This is a genomic window from Pseudomonas sp. K8, assembly GCF_014889455.1.
Classification (GTDB): Bacteria; Pseudomonadota; Gammaproteobacteria; order Pseudomonadales; family Pseudomonadaceae; genus Aquipseudomonas; species Aquipseudomonas veronii.
In genome coordinates, this window is record NZ_VJWO01000012.1 from 1 (window position 1) to 12,468 (window position 12,468).

At 61.8% G+C, this 12,468-nt stretch carries 13 protein-coding genes; 8 read left to right on the forward strand and 5 right to left on the reverse strand.

Annotated features, from left to right (window positions below):
• Positions 1-20: 20 nt before the first annotated feature.
• A complete protein-coding gene (argA, locus tag INT12_RS11190) occupies positions 21-1,319 on the reverse strand; it encodes an amino-acid N-acetyltransferase (RefSeq protein ID WP_017845093.1) in 1,299 nt (432 codons plus the stop codon).
• A gap of 133 nt (positions 1,320-1,452) precedes the next feature.
• Positions 1,453-2,601 carry an acetylornithine deacetylase gene (gene argE / locus INT12_RS11195; RefSeq protein WP_193058851.1) on the reverse strand — a complete coding sequence of 383 codons (1,149 nt, stop codon included), beginning with the start codon at positions 2,599-2,601 and terminating at the stop codon, positions 1,453-1,455.
• 158 nt (positions 2,602-2,759) lie between these two features.
• Here argE and INT12_RS11200 point away from each other — a divergent pair, with 158 nt between their 5' ends.
• Positions 2,760-4,127, forward strand: coding sequence for an inorganic triphosphatase (locus INT12_RS11200; protein ID WP_017845095.1), 1,368 nt, complete (start codon positions 2,760-2,762; stop codon positions 4,125-4,127).
• Positions 4,128-4,199: 72 nt separating this feature from the next.
• On the opposite strand, the gene INT12_RS11205 is transcribed toward INT12_RS11200, so the two are convergent.
• A complete protein-coding gene (locus INT12_RS11205) occupies positions 4,200-4,670 on the reverse strand; it encodes an Lrp/AsnC family transcriptional regulator (protein WP_193040285.1) in 471 nt (156 codons plus the stop codon).
• Positions 4,671-4,797: 127 nt separating this feature from the next.
• On the opposite strand from INT12_RS11205, the gene INT12_RS11210 reads away from it, so the two are divergent.
• From INT12_RS11210 to INT12_RS11240, 7 genes are all read left to right on the forward strand, one after another.
• A complete protein-coding gene (locus tag INT12_RS11210) occupies positions 4,798-5,136 on the forward strand; it encodes a hypothetical protein (RefSeq protein WP_017845097.1) in 339 nt (112 codons plus the stop codon).
• Positions 5,137-5,216: 80 nt separating this feature from the next.
• Positions 5,217-6,899 (forward strand): GspE/PulE family protein, encoded by a 1,683-nt coding sequence (locus INT12_RS11215; protein WP_193040286.1) that lies wholly within the window; start codon positions 5,217-5,219, stop codon positions 6,897-6,899.
• A gap of 77 nt (positions 6,900-6,976) precedes the next feature.
• The gene (locus INT12_RS11220) at positions 6,977-7,897 is read left to right on the forward strand and encodes an SPFH domain-containing protein (RefSeq protein ID WP_046381704.1); all 921 of its coding nucleotides are present in this window, start codon (positions 6,977-6,979) and stop codon (positions 7,895-7,897) included.
• Between the two features lie 10 nt (positions 7,898-7,907).
• Complete coding sequence (locus INT12_RS11225; RefSeq protein WP_193040287.1) at positions 7,908-8,354, forward strand: NfeD family protein; 447 nt, start codon at positions 7,908-7,910, stop codon at positions 8,352-8,354.
• A 69-nt stretch (positions 8,355-8,423) separates the two neighbouring features.
• Positions 8,424-8,738 (forward strand): DUF2388 domain-containing protein, encoded by a 315-nt coding sequence (locus INT12_RS11230; protein WP_003176799.1) that lies wholly within the window; start codon positions 8,424-8,426, stop codon positions 8,736-8,738.
• A gap of 183 nt (positions 8,739-8,921) precedes the next feature.
• Complete coding sequence (locus INT12_RS11235) at positions 8,922-9,587, forward strand: outer membrane protein (protein WP_046488845.1); 666 nt, start codon at positions 8,922-8,924, stop codon at positions 9,585-9,587.
• 157 nt (positions 9,588-9,744) lie between these two features.
• Positions 9,745-10,884, forward strand: a complete 1,140-nt coding sequence (locus INT12_RS11240) for a DegT/DnrJ/EryC1/StrS family aminotransferase (RefSeq protein WP_193040288.1) — start codon at positions 9,745-9,747, stop codon at positions 10,882-10,884.
• A gap of 42 nt (positions 10,885-10,926) precedes the next feature.
• Here INT12_RS11240 and gcvH read toward each other — a convergent pair whose 3' ends face one another.
• Entirely contained in the window at positions 10,927-11,310 is a 384-nt protein-coding gene (gene gcvH, locus INT12_RS11245) for a glycine cleavage system protein GcvH (protein WP_017845103.1), read from the reverse strand.
• 51 nt (positions 11,311-11,361) lie between these two features.
• Entirely contained in the window at positions 11,362-12,444 is a 1,083-nt protein-coding gene (gene gcvT / locus INT12_RS11250) for a glycine cleavage system aminomethyltransferase GcvT (protein ID WP_193040290.1), read from the reverse strand.
• Positions 12,445-12,468 lie beyond the last annotated feature (24 nt).

Below are 12,468 nucleotides of genomic sequence, written 5' to 3' on the forward strand. Positions count from 1 at the left end.
GGGGCTGGGCGGGCGGGGTGTTACAGGGCCTTCTCGAAAATCTTCGAGTTACGCTGATAGTTGTACAGCGATGCCCGCGCCGAAGGCAGGCGATCCACGCTGCTGGGCACAAAGCCGCGCTCGCGGAACCAGTGCGCCGTGCGCGTGGTGAGCACGAACAGGGTCTTCAACCCCTGCGCCCGGGCGCGAGCCTCGATGCGCTCCAGTAGCTCATCGCCGCGCCTGCCGTGGCGATACTCCGGGTTGACCGCCAGGCACGCCAGCTCCCCCGCGTCCGAATCGGCGATCTGATACAGCGCCGCGCAGGCGATGATCATGCCTTCGCGTTCGACCACGCTGAACTGCTCGATCTCGCGCTCCAGCACTTCCCGCGAACGGCGTACCAGGATGCCCTGCTCTTCCAGCGGGCTGATCAGGTCGAGCAAGCCGCCGACGTCTTCGATCGCCGCCTCGCGCACCAGCTCGAATTGTTCCTGGGCCACCAGCGTACCGCCGCCATCACGGGTGAACAGTTCGGTGAGCAGCGCACCGTCTTCGACATAGCTGACGATATGGCTGCGGCCTACCCCGCCCCGGCAAGCTTCGGCAGCCGCATCGAGCAATTCAGCCTGGTAGTTGCTGCCCAGGCGTTGCAGGTGCGCCGGCACTTGTTGCGGGCGCAGTTCACGCACCAGGCGGCCATTTTCATCGATCAGGCCAGGATCGGCACCGAACAGCAGGAGCTTATCGGCAGCCAGGTCGATGGCGGCGCGGGTGGCGACGTCTTCGCAGGCCAGGTTGAAGATCTCGCCGGTGGGCGAATACCCCAGGGGCGACAGCAGCACGATGGAGCGCTCGTCCAGCAGGCGATTGATGCCTTTGCGGTCAACCCGACGCACTTCGCCGGTGTGGTGGAAGTCCACGCCTTCGAGCACGCCGATCGGGCGTGCCGTCACCAGGTTGCCGCTGGCCACGCGCAAGCGCGAGCCCTGCATCGGCGACGAGGCCATGTCCATCGACAGGCGCGCTTCAATGGCGATGCGCAGATGGCCGACCGCATCGATCACACACTCCAGCGTGGCGGCATCGGTGATGCGCAGGCCGTTGTGGTAAACCGGGTTGAGCCCGCGCGCTTCAAGGCGCGCTTCAATCTGTGGGCGCGAACCGTGGACCAGCACCAGTCGCACTCCCAGGCTGTGGAGCAGCACCAGGTCGTGGACGATATTGCCGAAGTTCGGATGATCCACACCGTCGCCGGGCAGCATGACCACAAAGGTGCAGTCGCGGTGGGCGTTGATGTAGGGCGAAGCGTGACGAAGCCAATTGACGTAGTCGGGCATGGAACCTGGGCCTGTAATAAAAAGCAGCCGAAAAAGGATGAGTCGTGAAAACGCACAGCAGGCTGATGGTTATCGTCGGAACAGGCTTGGCAACACGCTCGCTCTCCTTATGTACGCATGGGCAGGGATTAATTTATGCAGGTGTCAGGCAGTAATGTTCGATCAGTTCCCGCAATAGACGCACTGTAGGCGTCAAGCGTGACATTTCGAGGTACTCGCCCGGCTGGTGGGCGCAGGCAATATCGCCAGGGCCAAGCACCAGGGTTTCACAACCAAGGCGCTGAAGATAAGGCGCTTCGGTGCCGAACGCTACTGCTTCGGCGCGATGCCCGGTCAATCGTTCGGCGACCCGCACCAGCTCTGCGTCTTCGGCCTGCTCGAACGGCGGCACTTCGGCGAACAGCGGCGCATAGTCGATCTTCACCTTATGGCGCTCGGCCACTGGTTCGAGTTTCTGCCGGATCGCCGCGCGCAGCACCTGCGGGTCCATGCCGGGCAAGGGCCGCAGGTCGAACTCCAGGGAACACTGGCCGCAGATGCGGTTGGGGTTATCGCCGCCGTGGATGCAACCGAAATTCAGGGTCGGTTGCGGCACGCTGAACTGCGGGTTGTGGTACTCGCGCTGCCAGGCCAGGCGCAGGCCGCGCAGTGCGCCGATGGCATCGTGCATGGCTTCCAGCGCGCTGTGGCCCAGGCGCGGGTCCGACGAATGACCGCTGCGGCCGAGGATGTCGATGCGCTCCATCATCACACCTTTGTGCAGGCGGATCGGCTTGAGGCCCGTCGGCTCGCCGATCACCGCCGCACGCCCCAGCGGACGCCCGGCCGCCGCCAATGCACGGGCGCCGGACATCGAGCTTTCTTCATCGCAGGTGGCAAGGATCAGCAACGGCTGCTTGAACGGTTGGTCGAGCAACGGCAACACCGCTTCGATGGCCAGCGCGAAAAAACCCTTCATGTCGCAGCTGCCCAATCCTACCCAGCGACCGTCGACTTCCGTCAGCTTGAGCGGGTCGGTCTTCCACAGCGCGGCGTCATACGGCACGGTATCGCTATGACCGGCCAACACCAGGCCGCCGGGGCCCGTGCCGAAACTGGCGAGCAGGTTGAACTTGCCGGGGCTGACGGGCTGGATGTCGATGGCGAAGCCCAGATCGCCCAGCCAGCCGGCGAGCAGGTCGATCACCGGGCGGTTGCTCTGGTCGAGAGACGCTTGGGTGCAACTGACCGACGGTGTGGCAATCAAGGCGGCGAATTGCTCTTTCATGGACGGTAACGGCATGCGCGGTCTCCCTACTTCCCGGATGAACCTCACTATAGAGGCATCTGCACGACACAATAAACCGTTGCGGCGCGTTGCCGGGCTCAGTCCTGTACACTGCACGACCTTGGCAGCCACTCTTTTTCCCGGCTGCGCTCCCGATCCTGGATTTTCCGGCCATGCAGAAAGAAACCGAAATCAAGCTCCGCGTCAGCCGCGAAACACTCGCCGCGCTGCGTGAGCACCCGCTACTGAAAAAACGCAACAAAAGTGGCTGGGAACGCCGTGAGTTGATGAACCAGTACTTCGACACCCCCGAGCGCGACCTGGCCAAGGCCAAAGTCGCCCTGCGTTTGCGCAAGGACGGTGACGACATTATCCAGACCCTCAAGACCCGCGGCCAAAGCGTCGCCGGCTTGTCGGAACGTAACGAATACAACTGGGAATTGCCCAAAGCCAAGCTCGACGTGAAGAAACTCGACGGCGAATGCTGGCCCGAGGAACTCGCCGAGCTGGACAAAAAGACCCTCAAGCCGATCTTCACCACCGACTTCGTGCGCGAACGCGCCGAAATCGCCTGGGGCCGGGGCAAAGCCAAAGTGGTGATCGAAGCCGCACTGGACCTGGGCCATGTAGTGGCCGGCAAGCAGAAAGAAGAAATCTGCGAGCTGGAACTGGAACTGCGCGAAGGCGAACCGGCCGCCCTGCTGGAACTGGCCGCCGAACTGGCCGCCACCCTGGCACTGATGCCATGCGACATCAGCAAGGCCGAACGCGGCTACCGCCTGTATGACGCCAGCAGCTACTCCCTGAGCCTGCCGGCGCCGCAACTGCACGCCGAAATGCCGTTGGACGACGCCTTCGCCGCGATCATGTGGCACCTGCTGGGCAGCAGCCAGCGCCTGGCCGAGCAATACCGTTTCAATGGCCACTGGCGCCTGTTGCAGGACTGGGTCGACAACCTCGGCGAGCTGCGCGCCCTGCTCGGCAGCCTCGGTCAGGCCGCGCCGCGTCAATCCACCAGCGAACTGCGCAGCGCACTCGATGCCCTGCTGGAAGACTGGCGCCCACTGGTCCAGGCCGGTGACGACGATGAAGACATTCGCAAAGCCGCGCCGGAGCAATTCGCCGAAGAATTGACCGACGTGCGCTGGGGCCTGTTCTCGCTGAACACCTCCCGCTGGCTGCTGAACCGCACCTGGACCGCCGACCGCAACGTGCGCGGTAACCGTCAGGGCGCCGCGCAAATCACCAACTGGTTGCCACGCCTGCTGGCCGAAGACGCCGTCGCCCTGCAACTGCCGCGCTATCAGCAGCAACCGGAAGACCTCGCCGAGCAACTGCCGCGCATCGAGCGCATCCAGGCCTGGCTGCACCACGCACGCCAGGTGGTGGACATTGCGGAACTCGACCGCCTGTACGGTGAGCTGAACAAGCTGGCGCAACTGGCCAACCAGCCGATCACCGATGAATCGCTGGATGCGCGCATGCATCAGGCGATCGCGGTGTATCAGAACCGTGCCTGGAAGACCCTGCTGCGTCTGTAATATCGCCATCGGGAGTAAGCCACTTCCCACTCCAATGTGGGAGGGGGCTTGCCCCCGATGAGGCCAGCCCTGTCAGCCCAATACTGGCACGCTAGTGGTGGACTTGATCTCCGACAACGCCACGATCGAATTGACCTCCTGAATCCCCGGCACCATCGACAACTTCTCGAAGAAAAACCGCTCGTAAGCCTCGATGTCCGACGTGACAATGCGCAGCAGAAAATCCACCGCCCCCATCAACACATAACACTCCAACACTTCCGGAAAACCGCGGATCGCCTCGGTGAACTCGGTGAAGTTGGAGCGCCCGTGGGCATTGAGTTTGACCTCGGCAAAAATCTGCGTATTGAGGCCGATCTTCTTGCGGTCCAGCAGCGTGACCTGGCTGCGGATCACGCCCTCGTCCTTCAGCCGTTGGATACGCCGCCAGCATGGCGATTGAGACAGGCCGACCTGCTCGGCGATCTGCGCGCTGGAGAGCGAGGCATCCTCCTGCAGCAGGGCCAGGATACGGCGGTCGTAGACGTCCAGCTCGCTGCGCATAGAAATACCTTTAATACGGGTTGTCTTGAATTGATTTGTGCATCTATCGACGAATCAGGCTCATCTTAGATAAGAAATCTCCTTTCGCGAATGTAAGAATTTCTCCAATCGAATCTGGAGAGTCCGCATGCACGCCGTCGAAACCACCTGCCCTGTTACCCGCGTCGATGCGTGGGCCGTCGACAGTGCCCATTGCCAGGCCCATTACCAGATCGTCGCCGAGGCCGAACCCGATGTGCTGTGCCGGGTGCTCAACTATTTCGCGCTGCAGTTCCTGACGCCGCGCCAGGTCAGTGTGAATCGCCAGGACGATGTGCTGACCGTGGATATCGTGATGGATGGCGTGAGCTGGCACCGAGCCCAGGTGATCGGTGAAAAGATTCGAAACCTGATCAGCGTGTGCTCGCTGGAGATGTGGTCGGCTGATTCCGTGCGGCCTCAGGCGCTGGCGGCCGGCGCCCAGTAAAAGCCTGCAATACACGCGCAAGGCAGCGGTTCAGGGGCTGACTAGCCTGGGAATACACCCGGCGCCCCAGGAAAACCTCAATGCCTGTTGATCAGCGATTGGAATTGCCCCCGTTGTTACCGGCCCTGGTCGAGCAGGGCGTGATCACCCTCGATGTGGCCCGGCGCTTGTCGACGCTGCCGGCCAGCCACACTCAGCATCCCCTGGAATGCATCGCGGCCCAGGGGCCTTGCCTGGAAACCCTGACGCAATGGCTGGCGCGGCACAGCGGGCAGCCTTACCTGCGTATCGACCCGCTGAAGATCGATGTGGCGACGGTGGTGCCACTGATGTCCCACGCCTTCGCCCAGCGCCACGGCATTCTTGCGGTGGCCGTGGATGCACAGAGCGTCACGGTCGCCAGTGCCGAGCCTTACGTCACTGCCTGGGAAGCCGGGTTGGCGCAGGTGCTCAAGCGTTCGATCAAACGCGTGGTCGCCAACCCACAGGCCATCCAGCGCTGCATCGGCGAGTTTTATCGCCTGGTGAAGTCCGTCAGCGGCGCCGATCAAACAACGCCCGCGCCGGCACATTTCGAGTTGCTCAACCTCGGCGCCAGCGACCAGGCGCCGGACGCCAACGACGCGCATATCGTCAATATCGTCGACTGGCTGTTGCAGTACGCGTTCGGCCAGCGGGCCAGCGATATCCATATCGAGCCATGTCGCGAGCAGGGCCGCGTGCGTTTTCGCATCGACGGGCTGCTGCATGACGTCTACCAGTTTCCGCCCCAGGTCACGATGGCGGTGGTCAGCCGCCTGAAAAGCCTGGGCCGGATGAACGTGGCAGAAAAACGCAAACCGCAGGACGGGCGGGTCAAGACCAAAAGCCCGGCGGGCGCGGAAGTGGAATTGCGCCTTTCAACCTTGCCCACGGCGTTCGGCGAGAAACTGGTGATGCGGATTTTCGACCCCCAGGTACTGCTCAAGGACTTCGACCAGCTTGGCCTGTCGGCCCAGGACCAGCAACGCTGGCACAGCCTGACCCGCCAGAGCCACGGCATCATCCTGGTCACCGGCCCTACCGGCTCCGGCAAGACCAGCACCCTCTACACCACCCTCAAGCGCCTGGCGAGCCGCGAGGTCAACCTGTGTACGGTGGAAGACCCGATCGAGATGGTCGAGCCGGCATTCAACCAGATGCAGGTGCAGCACAATATCGACCTGAGCTTCGCCAGCGGCATCCGCGCACTGCTGCGCCAAGACCCGGACATCATCATGATCGGCGAGATCCGCGACCAGGAAACCGCCGAGATGGCGATCCAGGCCGCGCTGACCGGGCATCTGGTGCTGTCGACCCTGCACACCAACGATGCGCCGAGTGCGATCAGCCGATTGCAGGAACTGGGCATTGCTTATTATTTGATCAAGGCCACACTACTGGGAGTGATGGCGCAGCGCTTGGTGCGACTCTTGTGCCCACGCTGCAAACGCACAACCGGCGGCAACGACACTGAAGCCATCGGGTGCGCGGAGTGTCGTGACAGCGGTTATCGCGGGCGCGCCGGGGTCTACGAAATCATGGTGCTGGACGACGCGCTCAAGTCGCTGATCTCCCCCGGCACCGACGTGCAGGCCTTGCGCCGGGCGGCGCTCCAGCAAGGGATGTGCAGCCTGCGAATGGCCGGCATGCACAAGGTCGAAGCCGGGTTGACCAGCCTGGCGGAAATCTTGCGCGCCACGCCTGGGGATTCAGAAACAAATCCGTTGGCTGTCGGGCGGTGAAACCCTTCTTATCGCAGACAACCCCGTTACAATCGGCCGAACGTCGTTTCACTGACATCTTCAGATAGGGAATCGCTATGCAGATCGGAACCGTACTGCTTCTTTTCGTGGGATTGGCCATCGCCATCCTGTTCATGGGCTTCAAAGTGGTGCCCCAGGGCTATCAGTGGACGGTCGAGCGCTTCGGTCGCTACACCAACACGCTCAAGCCCGGCCTCAACATCATCATCCCGGTCATGGACCGCATCGGTCGCAAGATCAACGTGATGGAAAGCGTGCTGGATATCCCGCCCCAGGAAGTGATCACCGCCGACAACGCCACCGTGCAGATCGACGCCGTGTGCTTCTTCCAGGTGGTCAACACCGCCCAGGCCGCCTATGAGGTGAACAACCTCGAACACGCCATCCGCAACCTGTTGCAGACCAATATCCGTACCGTACTCGGTTCCATGGAACTGGATGCGATGCTCAGCCAACGTGACGGCATCAACGAAAAACTGCTGCGCACCGTCGACGAAGCCACGGCGCCGTGGGGCATCAAGATCACCCGGATCGAGATCAAGGACATCAGCCCGCCCGCGGACCTGATGGCCGCCATGTCGGGCCAGATGAAAGCCGAGCGGATCAAGCGCGCACAGATCCTCGAAGCCGAGGGCCTGCGGGCATCGGCGATCCTGACCGCCGAAGGCAAGAAGCAGGCGCAGATCCTCGAAGCCGAAGGCGGACGCCAAGCCGCGTTCCTGGAGTCCGAAGCCCGCGAACGTCAAGCCGAGGCAGAGGCCCGCGCCACCCAGGTAGTGTCCGAAGCGATCGCCACCGGTAACGTGCAGGCCATCAACTACTTCGTCGCCCAGAAATACATCGACGCGCTGGGCAAACTGGCCTCGGCCAACAACAGCAAGGTGATCCTCATGCCGCTGGAAGCCAGCCAGGTGATCGGCGCTGTCGGCGGTATCGGCGAAATCGTCAAAGCGACTTTCGACAACAAGAAAGGCTGAGGCCATCGCCATGTGGGATTTCCTGCAGCATCTTTCGTTTTGGGATTGGCTGGCACTGGGCACGGTGCTGCTGATTCTTGAAGTGTTCGGCGCCGGCGGCTACCTGTTGTGGATGGGGATCGCCGCGGCCGCCGTGGGCGTGATCAAGTTCCTGGTACCGCCGCTCGGGCTGGAATGGCAACTGCTGCTGTTCGCCGTGTTGTCGATATTGACGGCGGTGTACTGGTGGAAACGCCAGCGCAGCAGCGCCAAGGCCAGCGACCAACCGGGGCTCAATGAGCGCGGTTCAGAGTTGATCGGCCACACGTTTGTCGTGCATCAGGCGATTGTGGATGGTCGCGGCAAGATAAAAGTCGGTGATGGCGTGTGGATCGTGACCGGCCCGGACACCCCCGTAGGCACTCATGTATGCGTGGTTGCACAGGAGGGGACGGTTTTGCAGGTTGAAACTGTTTAGTCAGTGATGGAACTCGATTGGGCTAACTAGAATCATAGAGTACAGATAACCCACCCGGAGTCACCCGCCATGCGTCTCAAATATGCTGTCGCCACCCTCGCTGTGCTTTCCCTACCTGTCGGCTCAGCCATGGCCGATAGCTTCTGGCGTAATGTCATCTCGTCGGGCGCCACGACCGGCTCGACGTACCTGACCTTCAAGGACCACAAGCTGGTGGTTGCCGCCCAAGACGACGCAGGCAGCTTCGTTGCCAGCGACGGCGGCATCCGCGGCCCGTACCTGGAAGCCGCCATGCAGAAAGTCCGCGCCGATAACCCTGGCCTCCAGGCCACGGACATGGAATTGGCCAACGCCATCCTCGCGAAAAACGCTGTCACCGAGTAATCCTCGCCCCATAAAGAATGCCGCTTCCCAGCGGCATTTTTTTTGATCATTTCCTACAGTCATCGCCCCCGGGCACTACGCAGATAGTCTATTTTTTCCAGCCGCGGGCAGAGAAGTCCTGTCGAGCCCTCAAGAGCCAGGCAACAAGCTAAGGATTCCTTTTCCATCGAGCGAATCCCTTCCATGCAAAAACTCGCCTACGCGCTGCTGTTCTCTGTGTTCTTTACCCCCCATGCCCATGCAGAAAACGGGTACGGATCGTTGAAGCTCAACCACGCCCGTCAGAACCTCTCCAGCGCCCTGCTGACCAGCCCACGCGTCACCGAACGGGTGGAGGCGCCCGACAGCAGCAAGTCAATCGTCGCCTCTTTCGCCGTGGGTTATGCGTTTGCCGATGGCTGGCGCCTGGAAGGGGAATACACCATGCCGAAGCATTCGACCTTCAAGTCCTACTGGGCGCCCTTCAATGCCAACGTCAACAGCCAACAGGTCCACAGCCAGCGCTTGATGCTCAATGGCTACAAGGACATCCCACTCAATGATTGGCTGTCGTTTTACGGTATGGCCGGCGTGGGGGTGGCGCGGATCGACGCCGAGGGCTACCAGACCAACGAGACCCGGCGCTTTGCCAACCACCGCCAGCACAATTTCGCCTACAGCGTCGGCATGGGGCTGGAGGCCAAGGTCAGCGAACAACTCACCCTCGGCGCGGGTTACCGTTACACCGCCATGGGCGATGTGGAAACCGGCTACAACACCTTCGCCAACCGCGTGAACGCACGGGATGAGCAGCTCAAAGGCAAGCTCAAAGAGCAGAATATGTTTCTGGAAGCGCGCGTTTCCTTCTGACTCGCAGCAAAAAATGCCGCGCTCGATGCGGCATTTTTCACCGTTTGGGTGACGTTTCGTTCACAGAAGACAGGCTATATTCAGTCACGCCGTGCAACCATGCCGGTACTGATATGCCTTCTCTCATCGTCTATCTGAAACGGATGCCTTCGTCGTCATGAGCCAACAGCCCTTTCTGCCATTTTCCAAACCTACCATTGATGAAGCCACCATCTCGGCGGTCGGTGATGTACTGCGTTCAGGCTGGATCACCAGCGGGCCGAAAGTGCAGGCGTTCGAAGCGCAACTGTCGGAATACTTTGGCGGGCGACCAGTACGCACCTTCAACTCGGGCACCTGCACCATGGAGATCGCCTTGCGCATCGCCGGTATCGGGTCGGGCGATGAAGTCATCACCACGCCGATCTCCTGGGTTGCCACGGCCAACGTGATTCTGGAAGTCGGCGCTACGCCGGTGTTTGCCGATATCGACCCGGTAACCCGCAATATCGACCTGGCCCAGGTCGAAGCGGCCATCACCCCGCGCACCAAGGCGATCATCCCGGTATACCTGGCCGGCCTGCCGCTGGATATGCCGATGCTTTACGCGCTGGCCAACAAGTACAACCTGCGTATCGTTGAAGATGCCGCCCAGGCCCTGGGTTCGAGCTGGGACGGTGAGCGGATCGGCGCCACCGGCGACTTCGTGTCGTTCAGCTTCCAGGCAAACAAGAACATCACCTCTTCCGAGGGCGGCTGCCTGGTGCTGAACAACGCCGACGAAGCACGCCTGGCAGAGAAGTACCGCTTGCAGGGCGTGACCCGCACCGGCTTCGACGGCCTGGACGTGGATGTGCTGGGCGGCAAGTTCAACATGACCGACATCGCCGCCGCCATCGGCCTGGGGCAATTTGCCCATATCCAGGAGATCACCGCCCATCGCCAGAACCTGGCGCGGCACTACTTCAAGTGCTTCGGCAGTGATTTTGAAGAGCAATACGGTGCGCAACTGCCACCGGCGGATTTCGAAAACAGCAACTGGCACCTGTTCCAACTGGTCCTGCCGGAGCGCCAGGACGGGCTGCCGGCCCGCGCCACATTCATGGAGCAGATGCAGGCCCACGGCGTCGGCATTGGCTATCACTACCCGCCGATCCACCTGTTGAGCCTGTATCGGGCACGCGGGTTCAAGGAAGGCATGTTCCCTGTAGCGGAGCGTGTTGGGCGTTTGATCGTGTCGTTGCCGATGTTCACAGCAATGACAGAGGCAGATGTGGAACGCTCGGTAGCGGCGGTGAAGGCCGTGCTGAAGCGCTGAAAGGCTGTTGCAGGAGCCGGATGACCGGCTCCTGCAGCGGGATCACTCGCCGATGGCGGCTTTGTAGCCGGCGGCATCGAGCAGTTTTTCCAGGTCGGCCGGGTTGCTGGGCTTGAGCTTGAAGATCCAGGCGCCGTAAGGGTCGCTGTTCAACAACTCAGGGCTGCCGCTCAGTTCCTCGTTAACAGCAATCACTTCGCCAGCAACTGGCGAGTAGATGTCCGAAGCCGCTTTAACCGACTCCACGACACCCGCCGCGTCCCCCGCCGCAAACGCTTTGCCGATTTCGGCCAACTCAACAAACACCACATCACCCAAGGCTTCCTGGGCATGGTCGGAGATGCCGACGGTCACAGTGCCGTCAGCTTCCAAACGGGCCCATTCGTGACTTTCGGCATAACGCAGGCCGGCAGGGATATCGCTCATAGTCTATGTCCTCAAGAAGAAATGTCAGCGGCCACTGGCCTGCCGGAATAGTTAGATCAAGGTTTTACCATGGCGCACGAAGGTCGGTTTGACCACTCGAACCGGATACCACTTGCCGCGGATCTCCACTTCGGCCCGATCGGCAGTCGCCGTCGGTACACGCGCCAAAGCAATGGATTTACTCAGCGTAGGAGAGAAACTACCACTGGTGATCTCCCCTTCGCCAACATTGGCGATACGAACCACTTGGTGAGCGCGTAAAACCCCACGTTCTTCCAGTACCAAACCGACCAATTTGGTCTGCACCCCGGCCACCAGTTCGGCTTCCAGCGCGGCGCGGCCGATGAAACGGCGCTCGGCCGGTTCCCAGGCAATGCTCCAGGCCATGTTGGCCGCCAGGGGCGAAACGTCCTGGTGGATATCCTGGCCATACAGGTTCATGCCGGCTTCCAGGCGCAGGGTGTCGCGGGCGCCGAGGCCGATGGGGGAAATCCCCGCGCCCACCAGGTCGTTGAAAAAACCCGGGGCCTGATCGGCCGGCAGGACAATTTCCAGGCCGTCTTCGCCGGTGTAGCCGGTGCGGGCGATGAACCAGTCGCCATCGGCCTGGCCTTCGAAGGGCTTGAGCTGGTGGATCAGGGTGCCACGCGACTGGGTCACCAGTTCGGCGATTTTCTGCCGGGCGTGGGGGCCCTGGATAGCGAGCATGGCCAGTTCGGAGCGCTCGTGCAGTTGCACCGGGTAAGTGCCCAACTGCGCCTGCATCCAGGCCATGTCCTGGTCACGGGTGGCGGCGTTGACCACCAGCCGGTAACCGGCTTCGGTACGGTAGACGATCATGTCGTCCACCACCCCGCCGTGCTCGTTGAGCATGGCGCTGTACAACGCACGGCCGCAGCCGTGCAAACGGTCGACGTCATTGGCCAGCAGGTACTGGAGCCATTCCTTGGCCTGGGGGCCGGTGACATCGATCACGGTCATATGAGATACATCGAACACCCCGCAGTCGCGTCGCACCTGATGGTGTTCTTCAACTTGCGAGCCATAGTGCAGAGGCATATCCCAACCGCCAAAATCGACCATTTTCGCGCCGAGGGCGAGATGCAGGTCATACAAAGGCGTGCGCTGTCCCATGGGTTTCTCCTTCCGGGCTTGGCG